This window comes from Streptomyces sp. NPDC005195 (genome assembly GCF_040608315.1).
GTDB classification, from domain to species: domain Bacteria; phylum Actinomycetota; class Actinomycetes; order Streptomycetales; family Streptomycetaceae; genus Streptomyces; species Streptomyces kaempferi.
Genome location: NZ_JBEXHZ010000017.1, coordinates 108,858 through 126,091 on the forward strand (window position 1 = coordinate 108,858; position 17,234 = coordinate 126,091).

Genomic DNA, 17,234 nt, shown 5'->3' on the forward strand with positions numbered 1-17,234 from the left:
GGACTTGCTCGACTCGAGGAGGAAGTCCCCGAACCGGCCCGGCAGCCGCAGTGTCGCCTCAGGACCCAGCGCGTAAGCCAAGGCGGAGAACCTGTCCCTCACTCGAACGACCCACTCAACGGCACGCAGCCGGGGCGTCGCTGACTGCCCCGGGCCGGACAAGCGATACCGCTCACCTGTCACGCTCGCCGCAGACAACGACGCTACGGAGCGGTGCCCAACTCGGGCTCAATCCTCAAACGGCGTGGGGGCCGACAGCTTGGCATCGGATCGTCCCGGCCGGCCGGCGTGGGAGGTGATGCACATCGCTTCACCTTGCTCCCGCACTCCTGCCGATCCAGTGGGAACGTTCCCGATCGATCAGCGATTTCCATGATCTGTTTCGTTTGAAGGGAATCTCGAAAACTCGGGAGAACAGCCACGCGATAAAGATCGTGAGAGGCAGAGCCACCACAAGCGTGATCCAGAATGTGGGCAGTCCAGGCGATACGAAACGTGGAGCTACTCGGCGGATTACCACCATGACGATGGGTAAGTGGATCAGGTAGAGGCTGTAGGAGAAGCTGCCGAGGCTGCGAATGGGGCGTGTGGTCAGGAGGCGTACGAGTAGGGCGGGTTTGCCGGTGGCTACCGCGGCAAGCAGCATCGCCATGGCGGGAGCGATGGCGAGATCTACCCAGAAGTAGTGGTCCACCGTCCACGCGGAACCCTGGATGATGCCGAGAGTCAGGACTGGCAAGGCGGCCAGCATGGCGAACCATCCCCATGGCAGGCGTTGAATTCTGTCCGACGCAATGACGATCCCTGCGCCTCCTACGCCTGCGGCAAAAACAGGAGCGAGATGCGGGGCAAGCCAGTTGTCGCCCTCCACCGGGGATGCGCCGGCCGCCATCAGGCCACCGGCAATCACCGGGAGGGTCACACAGGCGACCAGGGCCACCGCGCTCAAGCGCCGTCGGAGCAACAGGACAAGGGGAAAGAGGAGATAGAGTTCGGCCTCGACCCCGATGGACCAGAATGCGCCGTTTGGTGTGGGGGCGGTGAACATGTCTTGAGCTACGAGGCCGTACACCAGGATCGACGTACCGCTGGGTGGCCCGTGGTGAGAAGCCGGCACCAGGAAAGTGGAAATGATCAGGCTCATAGCCAGCGCTGCCCAATAGGGAGGCAGGATTCGCCAGGCGCGTCGGCGCAGGAATGGGGCGACGCCGCCTGAGCGCCAACCGTGACGCGCCGGGGAGATGGCCAGGGAGAAGCCGGACAGCACCAGAAAGAAGACGACGGCAAGGCGCCCGTACATGAGCCCGTCCAGCCATGGAGGCGCCGAACTGTCGGGATACCCCGGGAAGGTGTACAGCCAGCAGTGGAACAGCACCACATACAGTGCCGCCAAGCCGCGGAGACCATCCAGGCCGTGCACTTGCCGATGGGCATGCGTTCCGCCCGGCTTCTCCTCCGGGCCGGCTGGGGCGGCTAAGTCATGAGTGCTGCTGACCGGGCGACTCGTATCCGCTAAAATCGTCGAACCCTTTCTCGTGGCATCGCTCGTTGCATCCCGCCGGCACGTCGGCGGCCGCTGGGGATGCATCCTGCGGCAGGCCCCCGCGCCGGTCGGCACGGTGCTGTTCGCAGAGACTGGTACGTGGGATCTGGCCGAGGAGTTCAGCGGCCAAGTCGACGGATCCTCGTCTTCCACGCGGGACCCGCACCTTCATCTTCATCAAGTAGCCCCTCCCGCCTATCCGTTATCCGTGCGAATGATGGGGCGCATCTGCACAGCAGGCCGGTTGAGTTACCCCCGACGGCATCAACAGGACTGAACACGAAGGAACATGTCAGAGGATGCCGGTCGTGTTGCCACGGCAGCCGTCCGGCCACCCTCGGACGGGAGCCCAAGGGGACAGGTGCGATTCCATGACCCGCGGAGTGGCCCTTGCAGTCTGTGAACCCGCCCCCCAAGCGGTGGACGAGTCGATGCGGATCCCGGCGAGGCAGCAGAACCAGCCCCATCGCCCGTGCCCGGATATCGGGTCGCTCCGTGCAGGCGAGCGCCGTACCTTCATGTCCATGAACAGGCCACTCGTCGCCATCCTCAGTGGGGCAGGCATCTCCACCGATTCCGGGATCCCCGATTATCGCGGGCCCAACGGGCTGTGGCGGAAGGATCCCGAGGCCGAGAAGCTCGTCACGTACGAGTACTACATGGGTGATCCGGAGATCAGGCGCCGGGCGTGGCAGATGCGGCGCGAGAGCGGCGCGCTCCGGGCCGAGCCCAACGCCGCGCACCGGTCGGTGGCCGAGTTGGAGCGATCCGGGGTACCGGTGCGGGTCATCACCCAGAACGTCGACGGACTCCACCAGCTCGCCGGAATGCCCGCACGCAAGGTCCTCGAACTGCACGGCACCGCAAGGACAGTGGTGTGCACCGGGTGCCACGCGAAGACGCCCATGGAAGACGCCCTCGCACGCGTCGACGCCGGTGAGGGCGACCCGGCCTGTCTCACGTGCGGCGGGATCCTCAAGCCAGCGACCGTGATGTTCGGCGAACGCCTCGACCCCGTCGTCCTCGGCCAGGCCGCCGCCATCGCCAAGGCCTGCCAGGTGTTCATCGCCGTCGGCAGCAGCCTCCAGGTCCAACCCGCCGCCGGCCTCGCGGGGGTCGCCGCCGACCACGGCGTCCGGCTCGTCGTCGTCAACGCCCAACCGACGCCGTACGACGACCGCGCCGAGGAGGTCGTACGGGAACCGATCGGTGTCGCGCTGCCGGCGCTGCTGCGTCGGCTCGGCGCGGAGAGCGGCTGATCACGGCGGGAAGTTTCGCCTCGCCCCGGTCTCACGGGTTCCCTCGCCCCGCGCCGTCCTCCCCCTTCCACCGCGACCAGTCGTCGATGCGTTCGGTGGTGACCAAGGTGACCACCGTGCCCGCCGGATGAGGGGAGGCGAGGGTGCCGGACATGCCTCGCCGAATGCGCCGGGGTTCGGCCGCCGAGACCTGCACCACCTCACAGGTCGGCTGCCCCGGGCCGCCGAGGAGGCAGTGCACCCCTGCCTTCAGCGCTGGCGAAGAAGGGTCGGAGACCGGGAACTCCTCCGAGCGCATGCTCCGGATCGGCTCCGTGAGGATCATCGCGGGTGCCTCCGCCTCGGCTCTGATCAGGTAGCCGCCACGGGCGGATACCTCGTCGTCGACCGGAGTCTCGTCGGCCTGCCTCGCCCGGGAGCTCGCCCGCTTCAGGAACCTCATGGTTCATTCTCTCCGCGCCGGAACGGGTCAGAACAGGGCGGAGCCCCGCTCGAAGTCCAGCAGGCTCCGCTTGCGGTCCAGGCCGCCGCCGTAGCCCGTGAGGCTTCCGTCGGCGCCGACCACACGGTGACAGGGCACGATGATGCCGACCGGGTTCCTGCCGTTGGCGAGGCCCACCGCGCGGGAGGCCTTGGGGTTGCCGAGGGCGTCGGCGAGTTCCCCGTACGAGCGGATCTCGCCGTAGGGGATCCTGGTCAGTTGGTCCCAGACGCTGCGCTGGAAGGGCGTGCCGGCGAGGCGCATCGGCAGGTCGAACTCCTTCAGATCGCCCGCGAAATAGGCCGCCAGCTGACGCTTCGGCTCGGCCAGGAGGGTGTCGTCACGCTCGCCGAAGTCCTCCTCGGGCGGGCGGTGGCGCTGTCCGACCATGTAGAGGCCGCACAGGAGCCCGTCGTCGGCGACGAGGGTGAGAGGACCGTAGGGGCTGTCGGTGACCGTGTGTCGTTTCACTGGGTGTCCTTGGTGCGGGCCCGGGACGGGCTCATACGGGAAGGAAGTTGATCGGGTGGCTGTCCGTCGCCCACAGGTACTGGACCGCGTACGCCCGCCACGGGCGCCATGCCGCCGCGCGGGCGGTGAGGGCGGCGGGAGTGGAGGGCAGGCCCAACTCCCGTGCGGCACGCCGGACTCCGAGATCGGTGGGCAGGAACGCGTCGGGGTCGCCGAGGGCGCGCATCGCGATGACGTCGACCGTCCAGGGGCCGAAGCCGGGGAGGGCGAGGAGCCGGGCCCGTGCCTGCGCCCAGTCGCTCTCCACCCCCAAGTGAAGTGTGCCGTCCGCCAGTTGGCGCACCAGCGTGGTGAACGTGGTGCGGCGGGTGCGCGGCATGGCGAGGGATTCGGGGTCCAGCGCGGCCAGCGCGTCGGGGGAAGGGAAGAGATGGGTGAGGCCGCCCTCGGCATCCTCGACCGGCTCGCCGTGCGCGATGACCAGACGGGCGGCGTGGGTACGCGCGGCGGCCGTGGAGACCTGCTGGCCGAGTACGGCCCGTACGGCGAACTCGGCCTCGTCCACCGTGCGCGGCACCCGGCGCCCCGGCGCCTTGTCGACGAGCGGGGCGAGCAGCGGGTCGGTGCGCAACTGGTCGTCCACGGCGACCGGGTCGGCGTCCAGGTCGAGCATGCGGCGGCAGCGGCTGATGGCGACGGTCAGGTCGCGCAGGTCGCTGAGGGTGAGACGGCAGCCGATGTGGTCGGCGTGCGGGGTGAGCGCGACGATGCCGTGGCCGTAGGGCAGTCGCAGGGTGCGCCGGTAGGCGCCGTCGCGCCACTCCTCGACCCCGGGCACGGCCGTCGCCGCGAGGTGGCCGAACAGGTTGTCGGGGTTGAGAGGGGCGCGGAAGGGCAGTCGCAGGCACAGTACGGCCGGTGCGGCCGTCCCCGCTGTGCTCCCCCCGCCCATCCCTGCCCTGCTCCCCCCGCCCATCTCTGCCCCAGTCCCCCAGGACGTCCCCGCCTCGGCCACTCCGCCCGCCGTCGCTCCCCGGTTCGCCCTCGCGACGGCCGCCGCCCGTTTCCTCGGGAGGCGTTCGCGCAGTTCGCTCGGTGAGAGGGCGAAGACCTCGCGCACGGTGTCGTTGAAGGTGCGGATCGAGGAGAACCCGGCCGCGAAGGCGATCTCCGTCATCGGGAGCGGGGTGGTCTCGATGAGCAGCCGCGCTGTCTGGGCGCGCTGGGCCCTGGCGAGTGCGAGCGGCCCCGCGCCCAGCTCGGCCAGCAGTTGCCGCTCTATCTGGCGAGTGCTGTAGCCGAGCCGGCCGGCCAGGCCGGGGACGCCCTCACGGTCCACGACCCCGTCGCCGATCAGACGCATCGCACGGGCCACCAGGTCGGCGCGCTGGTTCCACTCGGGCGAGCCGGGGCTGGTGTCCGGGCGGCAGCGCTTGCAGGCCCGGAACCCGGCCTGCTGGCAGGCCGCCGCGCTCGGGTGGAACGTCATGTTCTCCGGCTTCGGCGGCACGACCGGGCAGCTGGGACGACAGTAGATCCGGGTGGTCAGGACCGCTGTGAAGAACCAGCCGTCGAAGCGCGCGTCCTTCGACCGGACGGCGCGTACGCAGCGCTCGGTGTCGGTGTGCATCCCGTTCCGCATATCTCCAGGATCGGGCACGGGCGGGGGTGGGGCTGGCGAGAATCCGACATCAACCTCGCGGGGCCTCGGGCGGGCCGTCTCCCCCACCACCGTCCCGGCCACCGCACGCGCTCCCACTCTCCACGGCACACCCCCGCTCCGGCTCCGACTCCGGCCACGCGCGGTACACCGGCGGCCGCGGCCGGGACCGTCAGCGGGGCTCCTCGCCCTGGGCGACCTCCACCTCATGGTGGAAGGCGAGGACACCGGTGGCCGCCGTGCCGGCCGAGGCGGTCGCGCAGGCGGCCAGCAGGAGGGCGATCCAGGGGGCGGTGCGGCGGGGCGGCCGGGGAGCCGCGAGGAGGGCCGCGACCCGCTGGGGTACGGGTCCGGTGGTGGCCGCGGGGGCGAAGGCGGGGCGGCCGGAACGGGCCGAGGAGGAGGCGAGGGCGGCCCGCGCGATGGCGCGCGCGGTCAGCCGCCGGTCCCCCACGACGGCGGCGGCGGCCTCGTCGGCGGCGCGTTCGGCGGCGAGCGCGATGACCGCGCGGACCGGACGCAGCCCGGGATGGCAGTGCGCCGCGAGCTCGGCGAGGACGAGGAACCGGTGGTGGCCGCCGGCGTTGTGGGCGCGCTCGTGGGCGAAGAGGACCTCGCGTTCGTCGGCGCCGAGGCTGCGGAGCATTCCCGTCGTGACGACGATGCGGTGGGGGCGGCCGGGCAGGGCGTACGCGTCCGGGTGGGGCGACTCGATCACGCACAGGTCGCCCGCGGCGGGGCGGCCGTCGGCCTCGGTGCGGGCGGCCCGGAAGGCGCGCAGCTGCCGCAGCGCGGAGCGGACGAGTGTGCCGGCACCGAGGGTCAGCAGGCCGGTGGCGGCCGTCGCCAGAGGCAGGACGACGAGGTCGGACGGGGTGCGCAGCGGCCGGACGAAATCGCCGAGTCCCGCGAGGAACGGCAGCTTGAGCAGGCCGGTGAGGACCAGTGCGCCGAGGGCGGCCACGGAGGAGCCCGCCACGACGAGGACCGTGAGGGTCACCGTCCACAGGGCGGCGACCGGAGTGAGCCGGTCGAGGCAGCGCCGTGCCGCCGCCGGTACCGCGAAGGGCACCAGGAGCGGGATGAGCAGCAGAGCGGTCATGACCCACCCATCGTAGTTGCGCGCCAGGTTCCGGTCACTCGTCCCGCTCGCCGCGTCCGCGTTCCGGTCGTCGACCTGCCGCCGGCTGTCCGTCCGGTGCCGGTGACGCCTGCCTGTCCGGTACCGGTGACGGTGACGCTTGCCCGTCCGATGCCGGTGGCCCGTCCGGTTCCAGCAGGCCGCGCAGGAGACGCTCGTCGTCGGGGCTGAGCTGGGCGACGAACCGGGCCAGCGCCGTCTCGCGGTCCTCGTCCCGGTCGAGCTCGGTGTGCATGCGGCGAGCGGTGAGCCCGTGCGGGTCCTGGACGGGGAAGTAGGCGAAGCCGCGGCCCTGCCGTTCCCGGCCGACGATCCCCTTCTCGTGCAGCCTGGACAGGATCGTCGTCACCGTCGTGCGGGCCAGGTCCGCCCCCAGTCGCGTCTGTACCCCGCCGGGCGTGAGGGGTACGTCGGCGGCCCAGAGGGCGGCCATGACAGAGGCCTCGAGCTCACCCGCCGGCCGGCGTTCGTCCTTCGCGCTGGTCATGGGAACGATCCTCACCCCGATATCGTCTACAGTTCAGTAGACCGTCTACAACATTGTAGTCAGTCGGGTGTCGTCACGACCACACCCGCCCCTGTCCCAGTATGAGAGGGCTCGCGACGATGACCGCACCTTTGTTCGCAGCGTCACAGCTCGGAACACATCTCGGATCGCAGCTCGGGGCACATCTCGGATCACAGTCCGGGGCGGGCCACGGGGTGGATCTCGCGTCGTGGCTCGGGTCCGAGCTCGCGGTGAACGTGCTCAGTGCCCAATCGCTGCTCGCCGCCTTCGGCGTGCTGGGTGTGGGCGTGGTGATGTTCGCGGAGACGGGTCTGCTGATCGGCTTCTTCCTGCCCGGCGACTCGCTGCTGTTCACGGCGGGCCTGCTGTGCACGGGGTCGGGCCAGGGCGGTCTGAAGCTCTCGCTGCCCGCGCTCCTGGTCGCCGCCGCTGTCGGCGCGCTGGCCGGGGCCCAGTGCGGCTATCTCATCGGGCGCAAGGCGGGTGGCGCCCTGCTGGCACGCAGCGGCTCGCCCCGGTTGCACGCGGGGGCTCAGCGCGCCGAGGAGCTGCTGGAGCGGTACGGGCACGCGAAGGCGATCGTGCTGGCCCGCTTCGTGCCGGTGGTGCGCACGGTACTGAACCCGATGGCGGGCGCGCTCCAGGTACCCGTCCGCACGTTCACCCTGTGGCAGGTCGTCGGCGGCCTCGTCTGGAGCCTCGGCCTCACTCTCGCCGGATACGCGCTGGGCTCGTCCATTCCGAACGTGGACCGATACCTCCTGCCGATCATCGCCGTGATCATCGTCGTGTCGCTGATCCCGCTCGCCGCCGAGTTGCGCCGCTCGCGCAGGGCCGCCGCCGTGGAGAGGGGTGCCCAGGGATGACGTTCGCGTTCGACGGGTCGTCGATCGACGGCTCCTCCTACACCTACGTCGTGGGCCTCGCCCAGGACACACCGTCGTGGCTGGACACGCTGGTAGAGGACTGGTCGACCTACGGGCTCGCGGTGTTCGCCGTCCTCATGCTGGCGGGCTGGTGGCGGGCGCGGCACCACAGCCCCCGGTCCGCGCTGACCGCGCTCATGGTGCCGGTGATCGTCGTGGTGGCGTACGGGGTGAACTCGGTGTTCAAGCTGCTCGTCCGTGAGGACCGGCCCTGCCGGAGCCTGCGGGTGAGGACGCTGGAGGCGTGTCCGGCGCCGGGTGACTGGTCGTTCCCCAGCAATCACACGGTCATCGCCGCCGCGGCCGCGGTCGCCCTGCTCTTCGTCTCCCGGCGTCTCGGCACGGTCGCCGTGGTGGCGGCCTGCGCGATGGCCGTCGCCCGGGTCTGGGTGGGTGCCCACTACCCGCACGACGTGGTGGCCGGCGTCCTGGTCGGCACGCTGATCGCGAGGGCGCTGACGGCGTTCCTCGGCAGGGTCTCCGACCCGCTCGCGGGCCGGCTGACGCGATCCCCCCTGCGACCGCTGCTGGTCCCCGCGTAGCGCTTCCGGACGGAAGCCACCGGCCCCCGGCCACCGGCTTGTGGCCGCCGGACATCCGCGGCACCGCGGCACCACCGCGGCGACGCGACGCCGTACGGGAACGGGCGGGGCCGGCCGTACGGAAACCGCTGAAGGAGAACCATGCGTCACACGATCCTGGTCGTCGAGGACGATCACGCCCTGCGGGACGTCCTGCTGCGCGGTCTGCGCGACGAGGGTTTCGACACGCTGCCCGCCGCGGACGGCGCGACCGCGCTGCGGCTGGCCGGGGCCGAGGTCGGCGCGGCCGTCCTCGACGTCGGACTGCCCGACGCGGACGGGCGGGACGTGTGCCAGGCGCTCCGCGCCAACGGGTTCCTCCGGCCCGTGATCTTCCTGACGGCTCATCATCACCTCACGGACCGGCTGGCGGGTTTCTCGGCAGGTGGCGACGACTACCTGCCCAAGCCCTTCCATCTGACCGAACTCGCCGCCCGGCTGCGGGCGGCACTCAAGCGAGGCGGCTCGCGCGGCGGCACCCTCCCGTCCCCCACGGCCGGCGACGTCGTCCTCGACCCGGTCCGGCACGGCCTATCCGTCCGGGACACCCGGGTCGCTCTCACCCCGACGGAGTTCCGGCTGCTGGCGGCGCTGATGGCGGGCGCCGGGGACATCGTGCGGCGGCGGGAGCTGATCCGGGCGGGCTGGCCCGAGGGCGCCCAGGTCAGCGACAACACGCTGGACCAGTACCTGACCCGGTTGCGCCGCAAGCTCCGGGACGGCGGCAGCACGCTGACCGTCACCACCGCGCGCGGTATCGGCCACCGTCTGTCATGAGGGACCTCGCCTCCCGCTGGTCGCCTCGCACCCTGCGCGGCCGGCTCTCGCTGGTCGCGCTCACCACCGCGACGCTCCTCATGGTGATCCTCACCGTCGCCTTCAACACGGTCGAACGGCATCACCTCCAGCACCAGGCGGACGACGAGCTGCGCACCCGCGCCACCGCCGTCGCGGCGACCGTCGACACCAGCACCTCGCGGGTACGGGTCCTGGAGACCCCGGGCGAGGAGCTCCTCGACGCCAACGTCTGGATCTACGCGGACGGCAGGCTGCTCGAAAAGCCCTCGTCCGCCACCGTCACCGGCCCGCTGACCCGTGCCGCCGGCCGGCTCGCGGCGCGCGGCGGCCGGCATTGCGCGAGCGCCTCCGGTGACCACGCCGTCCGGCTGTGCTCACAGCCGGTGCCCGGCGGCAAGGGCAGCGCGGCGGTCGTCACCGCGCTGGACCTGTCCCCCTACCGCGGCTCGGCCGACACCCTGCTGCTCGGCTCCCTCGTCCTCGACGCCGCCATGCTCGCCTGCACCTACGGGCTGACCCGGCTGGCGGTGGGGCGCGCGCTGCGTCCCGTACGCACGATGACGGAGCAGGCCACCCAGTGGAGCGCCATCACCTCCGAGGAACGTTTCGGCAGCGTGCCCCGCCCCACCGAACTGGCGCGGCTGGGTGGTTCGCTGGACGCGCTCCTGGACCGTATCCGGGCACTGCTGCGCCACGAGCGTCAGCTCACCCGGGAGCTGTCGCACGAGCTGCGCAATCCGCTCGCCCGTATCGTCGCCGAGCTCGACTGGTGGCAGGCCCGTCCGCGCTCCGCCGAGGACACCCTGGCCGTCCACGCGGCCATCGCCGACGCGGCCCTGTCGATGCGCACGATCTGCGACACCCTGCTCGACGAGGCCCGCGACAGCGCGGCCACCGCGCCCGGCACGGCCGCCGTGGCGCCGGTGCTCGGACGGCTGGTGGACCGCCTCGGCAGTGCGCGCGAGCGGGTGGAGGTCGTCGTCACCGCTCCGGACGCCGGGCTGTCGGCCGGAGTGCCGGACGCCCTTCTGGAGCGGATCGTCAGCCCCCTGCTCGACAACGCGCTGCGGCACGCGCGCACCAGGGTCGGGATCCAGGCCCACGGGGAGCCCGGCGGCGTACGCGTCGAGGTCACCGACGACGGCCCCGGCGTACCACCGTCGTTCGTGGCGCAGCTTTTCCAGCCGGGCCGCCGGGCCGATCCGGGGGACGGACACGGCGGAGCGGGCCTGGGACTGCCGCTCGCACGGCGCCTGGCCCGGTCCGCCGGCGGGGAGGTGGACCACGATCCGCGGTACACCGACGGCGCGGCGTTCGTGGTCATCCTGCCGGCGGGCTGAGGAGTCGCCTCTCGGCCGTGGGGTCGCCTCTCCGCCGAGCCGGGCGGTCGCCGTGCCCGCGGGCAGAGTGGGCAGCGTTTCCGCAGGCGGGTCGGTCAGCCTTCCCCGGGGCTCAGCGACGGCTCCGACCGGGCGACGTCCTTGCGCGTCGTCGCGAGGTACACCACCAGGGCCAGGATGACGGCCAGGAACAGCACGCTGGTGATCACGGTGCCGAAGCCCAGGCCGCCGTCGCCGGTGGGCTGAGAGAGGTAGTCGCCGATCGAGGCGCCGAGCGGCCGGGTCAGGATGTAGGCGATCCAGAAGGCCAGGACGGCGTTCAGACCGAGCGCGAAGCGGGCGACCGCCACGGCGGCGATGGCGAGACCGAACAGGACGGCGGAGACCCAGTATCCGAGGGCCATCTTCTCGGCGACCAGGTCACCGGCCGCGGTGCCCAGAGCGAAGGTGAAGAGCACCGCCAGCCAGTAGTAGGCCTCGCGCGACACGGTGTCGATGCTGTGGATGGACAGCGTGCGCTCGCGGCGGTACCAGACGGCGAAGACGATCGCGAGGGCGACGGAGAACACGGCGGTGCTGGTGGTCAGCGGTACGCCCAGGTTGTCGGTCAGGTTGTCGCTGATCAGGGTGCCGACGACGCTGATGAGGGCCACGGCGAGCCAGTAGACGCCGGGGTTGTAGGCCTTGGTGCGGAACTGGACGACGAGCACCGCCGCCAGCAGCGCGCTCATCAGCAGCGACACGCCGGTCAGGCCCATGCCCAGTTTCTCGTTCAGGAGGTCCGCCGCGGTCTCGCCGACCGTGGTGCACAGCACCTTGATGATCCAGAAGTACGCGGTGACCTCGGGAACCTTGTTCCAGCGCAGGCGATGGCCGGGGGCGGCGCCGGTGTGCGCGTACGCCCCGGACGTCTCAGATGTCTCAGTCATGAGGCCGACCCTGCCAGCGGGATCCTGAAAGCATCCTGACTGCGCCGCGGCCCGCCGCCCCGCCCCACGGCCCCTTCGCGAACCCCGGCCGACGCCGCCCACGCTCGCTCAGAGAACCCGACGACGCGCCAGTACCGCCAGCACGACCAGGCCCGGCACCAGTGGCAGCCACACCGTCAGGAGCCGGTAGCCGACGACCACGGACGCCGCCTCGACGCCGGGCGCTCCGGTCAGGGTGAGGGCCAGGACGAGGGCCGCGTCCAGCGAGCCGATTCCGCCAGGGGTGGGCAGCAGGACCGCGGCGCTGCTCGCGGCGAGGTAGGCCAGCGCCACCCGGGCCGGTGACGGCGGCAGTTCGAGGGCCTGGGCGACCGCGACGACCACGGTGGCGTGCAGCGCCGCGAAGGCCAGCGAGCCACCCCACAACGCGGCGGCACGGGCCGGGATCCCGTGCACGGCGCGCACGTCCGCCAGGACGGCCCGCACCGCGCGCCGCAGCGGTCCCCGCAGGAGCATGACGGCGGTCACCGCCACGGCACCCGAGACCGCGACGACGGTCACGGAGACCCCCGGGAGGCGCAGTACGCCGGGGCAGGCCGACGCGAGCACGGCGATCAGGAAGGCGCGCGCGACGGCTCCGGCCGTGGCCTTCACGCCGAGCGCGGTCGCCGAGCGGGCGACCGGCAGTCCGCACCGGGTCAGGAAGCGCAGGTTGACCGCGCCCGCGCCGAGGCCTGCGGGCAATACATGGTTGGCGGCGGACGCGGCGAACTGCGCGGCGACCAGCCGCCCGGCGGGAAGTGGCCGGGTCACCGCGCCCTGCTGGGCGAGTGCGGAGCACACCCAGGTCCCCCCGGTGGCGACGGCCGCGACGAACAGCCAGCCGTGGTCGGCGACGGCCAGCCGGTCGGTCCCGGTCTCGATCACCGGCCAGTGGTGCCGCGCGAGATACGCGGCGCCGACCAGGACGGCGAGCGTCAGCGCGGCGTGCGGAAGGACCCTCCTGGTCTTGACCATCGTCCACCTTTCACCCTACAGAGCGTAGGGTTTTTCACCCTACAAGACGTAGGGTGAAAGAAGGGGGAAGCCGCAGGAGAAAAGGGTCGGATCAGAGCGAAACGGGTGGGGGCGCACTCCGTCAGCCCTCACCACCGTCCGCACCCCTACGCGCTGTAAGGTGGCGATCATGGCTGGCACAGGCCCCCACGGGAGGGCGGAACGGCGCAGCGCCGGCGCGTTGGAGAGCGAGGTGCTCGCCGCCCTTTGGGCCACCGACAAGCCCCTCACTCCCGCCGAGATACAGAGCGAGATCGGCGGTGACCTCGCCTACAACACCGTGCACACCATCCTCAAACGCCTGTACGACAAGGGCCTGGTGCTGCGTGACGTCGACGGCCGGCGCGGCGCGTACCGGCCCGCCAAGAACGCGGCGGAACTGACCGCCGAGGCCATGCACGAGGCACTGGACCGCGGGCCGGACCCGATCGCGGCGCTCCAGCAGTTCGTCACCGGGCTGAGCCCCCGGGAGGAAGAGGCCCTGCGCGACCTCCTCGGGAGGAGCGGACCGTGAGGATCGACGTCTACATCCCCCTCTTCCTTCCTCTGCTGCTGACGGCCACCGCGGCACAGGTGGGCCGACGGATCTCCCCCGCGCCGGCCGCCCGCGTCCTCACCGTCGCGGCCGTGCTGACCGCGGCCGCTTCCACCTGGGCGCTGGTCCTGCTCGCCGCCACTCTCGTCAACGAGGCGCCGCTCGTGGCCACGGAGACCGGCGAGACGGGCCGGCGCCTGCCCGAGCCGGTGCCGGTGGCGATCGCCATCGCCGCGATCACCCTTCTCTGGCTGATCGTCTTCCGGCTCGTACGGGCCCTGCGTGCCCACTACGCGACCCGTCGCGTCCTTGAACGGCTGTGCGCGGGGCACCCCGCGGACAGCGAACTCGTCGTCGCCGCGTCCTCGACCCCGCGGGCCTTCGCGATCCCGGGGACGCCGGGCCGGATCCTGGTCACGTCCGCCATGCTCGGCGCGCTGGAACCGGCGGAGCGGCGGGTCCTGCTGGCCCACGAACGCGCCCATCTCACCCACCGGCACTCGGCGTTGTCGACCGCCGTGACCCTGGCCGCCGCGGCCAACCCCGTACTGGAGCCGGTGCGCGCCACTGTCGCCTTCCTCGTGGAGCGCTGGGCCGACGAGGAGGCCGCGCGCGCCGTCGGGGACCGGCGCACCACCGCGCGCGCCCTCGCCCGGGCCGCCCTGGTGGCCCAGCGGGCCCGGCCGGGCCGCGCGCTGAACTTCTCGCAACACGCCGTCACCCGCCGGATCGCCGCGCTGCAGACGGCTCCGCCACCCAACCTGTGGTCCGTCGGCGTGGCCGTACTGGCACTCGCCGTCCTGTCGGCGCTCGGCGCCCTGGACGCCACCGGAGATCTGCTGCGCCTGCTGGGCGAGTCACTGCCGGGCTAGTGCCGCGGCGCTGATACCTGCGTCTGGATCAGGTGGCGGAATGCGGGGCGGGCACCCGTATCCGCGGCGGTGCCGACGATTGTCGCCGGTTGCCATCGGGTGGCGACGGTTGCCGTCGGTCCTGACCGCTCAGGACGCTCAGCGGGTGTGCGCGTCCACGGCGTCGATGATCTCGGGCCAGAGTGCGCGGGGGCGGTCGTGTCCCATGTCGGGGAGCAGCAGGAGCCTCGCTCCCGGCACCAGGTCGGCCGTGCGCTTCCCGCCGCTGGGATCGATCAGGGTGTCGTCCAGGCCGTGGATCACCAGGGTCGGGACACGAAGGCCACGGAGCGCGTCGGCGCGTGAGCCGCCGAGGATCATCGCGCCGAGTTGCCGGCCGGCTCCGGCGGGGTAGTAGCCGCGGTCGTAGCTCTCGGCGGCCAGTTCACGCAGGAGTGCGACGTCGCCGTAGCGTCTGGACGCCCACACCAGTTCCCTGTCCGCAGCCGCGACATACCCTTCCCGGTCCGCCGGCTTCGGGCCGAAGAGGGCCGCTCGGGCCTCGTCGCTGGGCCGGCCGTAGTCGGGCTCGCCGGTCGAGGACATCATCGACGTCAGGGTCAGTACCCGCGCGGGACGGCTGACGGCCATCGTCTGGGCGATCATGCCGCCCATGGAGGATCCCACCACGTGGGCGCGTTCGATCCCGAGCGCGGTGAGCAGGCCGAGGCCGTCGTCGGCCATGTCCTGGAGTGTGTAGGGCACCATCGCGAGGGCGGACGGGATGTCGCCCGAGCTCACGGCGTCGATGAACCGGCCCACGTCGACAGGGTGGTCGTCGAACCTCGTGGACAGCCCGCAGTCGCGGTTGTCGTACCGGATCACATGGCGGCCGCGTTCCGCGAGCGCACGGCAGAAGTCCTCGTGCCAGGCGATCATCTGGGCTCCGAAGCCCATCACGAGCAGGACCGCCGGATCGGAGGAGTCGCCGAACGTCTCGTACGCGAGGGACACTCCGGGCGCGACTTCAATGATCGACATGCTGTGAGTGTCGCAGCGCCGCCCGTCCGCGCGCACCCGGTATTCGCCCTGCCCGACGGCGCGTTCGGTGGAGGATCGGCCGAAACCTCATGTCACCGCGTGTCACCGCGAGTCACCGCGCCGACAGAGCCGGGCCGGCCAGCGGGAGGGTGACCTCGAACCGGCAGCCGCCGGGGACGTTGTGCACGGCGGCCCGCCCTTGGTGGGCCTCGACGATGCCGCGGACGATCGCCAGGCCCAGACCCGCCCCGGCGGGCGGGGTGCGCGCGTGGCTGCCGCGCCAGCCGGTGTCGAAGACGCGCGGAAGGTCCTCCTCGGGGATGCCCCCGCAGCCGTCGGTGACGGACAGCACCACACCGTGGTCCGACCGCTCCGCGGCGATCGCCACCGTGCCGTCGGCCGGTGTCCGCCGGATCGCGTTGACCAGGAGATTGCCGAGGACACGGCTCATCTCCTTGCCGTCCACCTCGACCGGCACCGGCTCGACACGGTCGCCGACCAGCCGCACCCCGTACTCGCGGGCGAGCGGATCGGCACCCGCGAGGGCGTCGCCCACGAGGTCGTACACGGAGACACGGGAGGGGGACAGGGCCAGGCTCCCCGCGTGTATGCGGGAGAGTTCGAAGAGATCGCCCACCATGTCGTTGAGCCGTTCGACCTCGGTACGCATCTGCCGCAGATAGCGGTTCGGGTCGGCGGCGACACCGTCCTCCAGCGCCTCCGACATCGCGCGGAGCCCGGCGAGCGGGGTACGCAGATCGTGCGAGATCCACGCGACGAGTTCACGGCGTGAGGTCTCCAGGGCCCGCTCGCGGTCCCGTGACTCGGCGAGCTTCCTACTGGTGGCGGCCAACTCCCGTCCCAGAGCCGCGAGTTCGGCAGTCGCCGGACCGTCGGGGGCCGCGAAGTCACCGCCGTCGCCGAAGGAGCGGGCGGCCAGCGTCAGATCCCGGCTGCGGGCCACGACCCAGCGGCCCAGCAGCAGCGCGGTGGCCAGCGAGACGACGGCCGCCATGGCCACCACCGTCGTGACGACGGTCAGGTCGTGCGAGGACAGGAACATCGCCCACGCCACGGCGAGCGTCCCCGCGAGCATCGCGGTCACCCCCACGGCGGCGACCACGGCGAGGGACGCCGTCAGCGAACGGCGCCGGATCAGCCACAGGGTGCCCGCGCCGAGCAGGCCGGCCCCCGCGGCGCCGAGAAAGGCGAAGAGGACGATGAGCAGCATGTCACGCATGGTCAGACCGCCTCCCTGGACGTCGTGGCGTCGAAGCGGTAGCCCACGCCCCACACCGTGTGGATCAACCGGGGTCTCGCCGGATCGTCCTCGACCTTCCCGCGCAGCCGCCGTACGTGCACGGTGACCGTCGAGAGGTCGCCGAAGTCCCAGCCCCAGACCTCACGCATCAGGTCCTCACGGCTGAACACCCGCCCGGGGTGCCGGAGGAAGAACGCGAGGAGATCGAACTCCCTTGTCGTGAGGGCGAGTTCGACGCTCCCCTTGGTGGCGCGGCGGGCGGCCGGATCGAGGCCGAGACCGGCCGCGTGCAGCGGGTGCGCGGCGGTGGCGGGGCGCGCGCGGCGCAGTACGGACTCCACGCGCAGCACCAGTTCCCGGGGACTGAACGGCTTGGTGACATAGTCGTCCGCGCCCACCTCCAGGCCCAGGATCCGGTCGTCCTCGTCGCCCCGCGCGGTGAGCATGATGACGGGCACGGGTCCGCGTCCGCGCATCCGCCGGCACACCTCGAGACCGTCCATCCCCGGCAGCATCAGGTCCAGCACCACCAGGTCGGGCCAGTGCGCGGCGGCACGGGCGAGCGCGGCGGGCCCGTCCGCGGCACGGTCCACGAGGTAGCCCGCGCGGTCGAGGTAGCCGGAGACGACCTCGGCGACGGTGGGGTCGTCGTCGACGACGAGGACCCGTGCGGTGCCCCCGTGCCCGGCCGGTGCGGTCGCGACACCCGGCACCGCGTCGGGTCCGGCACCTGCGGATTCGTACGGCTCATGCATGGCTTCAGCCTCCCACCCGCGCCGGGGCCGTGCGGCCCTCCCCCGCTCGACGTCCGTGTTTCGTAAGGAGCCGAAGCCCGATATGTCTCTTTCGTGTT

17 protein-coding genes and 1 pseudogene are annotated in these 17,234 nt (G+C 72.0%); 7 read left to right on the plus strand and 11 right to left on the minus strand.

Annotated elements, in window-relative coordinates; genetic code table 11:
• Positions 1 to 310: 310 nt before the first annotated feature.
• A complete protein-coding gene (locus tag ABZV34_RS19770; RefSeq protein ID WP_356277911.1) occupies positions 311 to 1,420 on the minus strand; it encodes an acyltransferase in 1,110 nt (369 codons plus the stop codon).
• A gap of 647 nt (positions 1,421 to 2,067) precedes the next feature.
• On the opposite strand from ABZV34_RS19770, the gene ABZV34_RS19775 reads away from it, so the two are divergent.
• Positions 2,068 to 2,802, plus strand: a complete 735-nt coding sequence (locus ABZV34_RS19775; protein WP_356277914.1) for a Sir2 family NAD-dependent protein deacetylase — start codon at positions 2,068 to 2,070, stop codon at positions 2,800 to 2,802.
• Between the two features lie 31 nt (positions 2,803 to 2,833).
• Here ABZV34_RS19775 and ABZV34_RS19780 read toward each other — a convergent pair whose 3' ends face one another.
• The 5 genes and pseudogenes from ABZV34_RS19780 to ABZV34_RS19800 form a co-directional block, all read right to left on the minus strand.
• Positions 2,834 to 3,244, minus strand: coding sequence for a hypothetical protein (locus tag ABZV34_RS19780; RefSeq protein ID WP_356277916.1), 411 nt, complete (start codon positions 3,242 to 3,244; stop codon positions 2,834 to 2,836).
• Positions 3,245 to 3,271: 27 nt separating this feature from the next.
• The gene (locus ABZV34_RS19785) at positions 3,272 to 3,754 is read right to left on the minus strand and encodes a methylated-DNA--[protein]-cysteine S-methyltransferase (RefSeq protein ID WP_356277919.1); all 483 of its coding nucleotides are present in this window, start codon (positions 3,752 to 3,754) and stop codon (positions 3,272 to 3,274) included.
• 31 nt (positions 3,755 to 3,785) lie between these two features.
• The gene (locus ABZV34_RS19790) at positions 3,786 to 5,396 is read right to left on the minus strand and encodes an AlkA N-terminal domain-containing protein (protein ID WP_356277922.1); all 1,611 of its coding nucleotides are present in this window, start codon (positions 5,394 to 5,396) and stop codon (positions 3,786 to 3,788) included.
• Between the two features lie 190 nt (positions 5,397 to 5,586).
• Entirely contained in the window at positions 5,587 to 6,516 is a 930-nt protein-coding gene (locus tag ABZV34_RS19795) for a M48 family metalloprotease (protein WP_356277925.1), read from the minus strand.
• 163 nt (positions 6,517 to 6,679) lie between these two features.
• Positions 6,680 to 7,042, minus strand: a pseudogene (locus ABZV34_RS19800) (BlaI/MecI/CopY family transcriptional regulator); the annotation flags it as partial.
• Positions 7,043 to 7,257: 215 nt separating this feature from the next.
• Here ABZV34_RS19800 and ABZV34_RS19805 point away from each other — a divergent pair.
• The 4 genes from ABZV34_RS19805 to ABZV34_RS19820 all read left to right on the plus strand — a co-directional run bounded on the left by ABZV34_RS19805 (position 7,258) and on the right by ABZV34_RS19820 (position 10,708).
• Positions 7,258 to 7,929, plus strand: a complete 672-nt coding sequence (locus ABZV34_RS19805; RefSeq protein ID WP_356277928.1) for a DedA family protein — start codon at positions 7,258 to 7,260, stop codon at positions 7,927 to 7,929.
• Positions 7,926 to 8,531: a phosphatase PAP2 family protein gene (locus ABZV34_RS19810; RefSeq protein ID WP_356277931.1), complete on the plus strand. Its 606-nt coding sequence runs from the start codon at positions 7,926 to 7,928 to the stop codon at positions 8,529 to 8,531. The genes ABZV34_RS19805 and ABZV34_RS19810 overlap by 4 nt, the downstream gene beginning before the upstream one ends.
• Before the next feature lie 141 nt (positions 8,532 to 8,672).
• Positions 8,673 to 9,347 (plus strand): response regulator transcription factor, encoded by a 675-nt coding sequence (locus tag ABZV34_RS19815; RefSeq protein ID WP_356277934.1) that lies wholly within the window; start codon positions 8,673 to 8,675, stop codon positions 9,345 to 9,347.
• Positions 9,344 to 10,708 (plus strand): HAMP domain-containing sensor histidine kinase, encoded by a 1,365-nt coding sequence (locus ABZV34_RS19820; RefSeq protein WP_356277937.1) that lies wholly within the window; start codon positions 9,344 to 9,346, stop codon positions 10,706 to 10,708. The genes ABZV34_RS19815 and ABZV34_RS19820 overlap by 4 nt, the downstream gene beginning before the upstream one ends.
• Positions 10,709 to 10,803: 95 nt before the next feature.
• Here the strand turns inward: ABZV34_RS19820 and ABZV34_RS19825 are convergent, their stop codons facing one another.
• The gene (locus tag ABZV34_RS19825; RefSeq protein ID WP_356277939.1) at positions 10,804 to 11,637 is read right to left on the minus strand and encodes a hypothetical protein; all 834 of its coding nucleotides are present in this window, start codon (positions 11,635 to 11,637) and stop codon (positions 10,804 to 10,806) included.
• Positions 11,638 to 11,745: 108 nt separating this feature from the next.
• Positions 11,746 to 12,654, minus strand: a complete 909-nt coding sequence (locus ABZV34_RS19830) for a lysylphosphatidylglycerol synthase domain-containing protein (RefSeq protein WP_356277942.1) — start codon at positions 12,652 to 12,654, stop codon at positions 11,746 to 11,748.
• Between the two features lie 169 nt (positions 12,655 to 12,823).
• On the opposite strand from ABZV34_RS19830, the gene ABZV34_RS19835 reads away from it, so the two are divergent.
• Complete coding sequence (locus ABZV34_RS19835; protein WP_356277945.1) at positions 12,824 to 13,207, plus strand: BlaI/MecI/CopY family transcriptional regulator; 384 nt, start codon at positions 12,824 to 12,826, stop codon at positions 13,205 to 13,207.
• A complete protein-coding gene (locus ABZV34_RS19840) occupies positions 13,204 to 14,100 on the plus strand; it encodes a M56 family metallopeptidase (protein WP_356277948.1) in 897 nt (298 codons plus the stop codon). The genes ABZV34_RS19835 and ABZV34_RS19840 overlap by 4 nt, the downstream gene beginning before the upstream one ends.
• Positions 14,101 to 14,238: 138 nt before the next feature.
• Here the strand turns inward: ABZV34_RS19840 and ABZV34_RS19845 are convergent, their stop codons facing one another.
• The 3 genes from ABZV34_RS19845 to ABZV34_RS19855 form a co-directional block, all read right to left on the minus strand.
• A complete protein-coding gene (locus tag ABZV34_RS19845) occupies positions 14,239 to 15,120 on the minus strand; it encodes an alpha/beta fold hydrolase (protein WP_356277951.1) in 882 nt (293 codons plus the stop codon).
• Positions 15,121 to 15,232: 112 nt separating this feature from the next.
• Positions 15,233 to 16,360, minus strand: coding sequence for a HAMP domain-containing sensor histidine kinase (locus ABZV34_RS19850; protein ID WP_356277953.1), 1,128 nt, complete (start codon positions 16,358 to 16,360; stop codon positions 15,233 to 15,235).
• Between the two features lie 2 nt (positions 16,361 to 16,362).
• Positions 16,363 to 17,136: a response regulator transcription factor gene (locus tag ABZV34_RS19855; RefSeq protein ID WP_356277956.1), complete on the minus strand. Its 774-nt coding sequence runs from the start codon at positions 17,134 to 17,136 to the stop codon at positions 16,363 to 16,365.
• Between the last annotated feature and the right edge of the window lie 98 nt (positions 17,137 to 17,234).

Coding starts and splice junctions, on each gene's coding strand:
- ABZV34_RS19775 (WP_356277914.1), top strand. CDS start 2,068: ATGAACAGGCCACTCGTCGCCATCCTCAGTGGGGCAGGCATCTCCACC.
- ABZV34_RS19780 (WP_356277916.1), bottom strand. CDS start 3,244: ATGAGGTTCCTGAAGCGGGCGAGCTCCCGGGCGAGGCAGGCCGACGAG.
- ABZV34_RS19790 (WP_356277922.1), bottom strand. CDS start 5,396: ATGCGGAACGGGATGCACACCGACACCGAGCGCTGCGTACGCGCCGTC.
- ABZV34_RS19795 (WP_356277925.1), bottom strand. CDS start 6,516: ATGACCGCTCTGCTGCTCATCCCGCTCCTGGTGCCCTTCGCGGTACCG.
- ABZV34_RS19810 (WP_356277931.1), top strand. CDS start 7,926: ATGACGTTCGCGTTCGACGGGTCGTCGATCGACGGCTCCTCCTACACC.
- ABZV34_RS19815 (WP_356277934.1), top strand. CDS start 8,673: ATGCGTCACACGATCCTGGTCGTCGAGGACGATCACGCCCTGCGGGAC.
- ABZV34_RS19820 (WP_356277937.1), top strand. CDS start 9,344: ATGAGGGACCTCGCCTCCCGCTGGTCGCCTCGCACCCTGCGCGGCCGG.
- ABZV34_RS19825 (WP_356277939.1), bottom strand. CDS start 11,637: ATGACTGAGACATCTGAGACGTCCGGGGCGTACGCGCACACCGGCGCC.
- ABZV34_RS19830 (WP_356277942.1), bottom strand. CDS start 12,654: ATGGTCAAGACCAGGAGGGTCCTTCCGCACGCCGCGCTGACGCTCGCC.
- ABZV34_RS19835 (WP_356277945.1), top strand. CDS start 12,824: ATGGCTGGCACAGGCCCCCACGGGAGGGCGGAACGGCGCAGCGCCGGC.
- ABZV34_RS19845 (WP_356277951.1), bottom strand. CDS start 15,120: ATGTCGATCATTGAAGTCGCGCCCGGAGTGTCCCTCGCGTACGAGACG.
- ABZV34_RS19850 (WP_356277953.1), bottom strand. CDS start 16,360: ATGCGTGACATGCTGCTCATCGTCCTCTTCGCCTTTCTCGGCGCCGCG.
- ABZV34_RS19855 (WP_356277956.1), bottom strand. CDS start 17,136: ATGCATGAGCCGTACGAATCCGCAGGTGCCGGACCCGACGCGGTGCCG.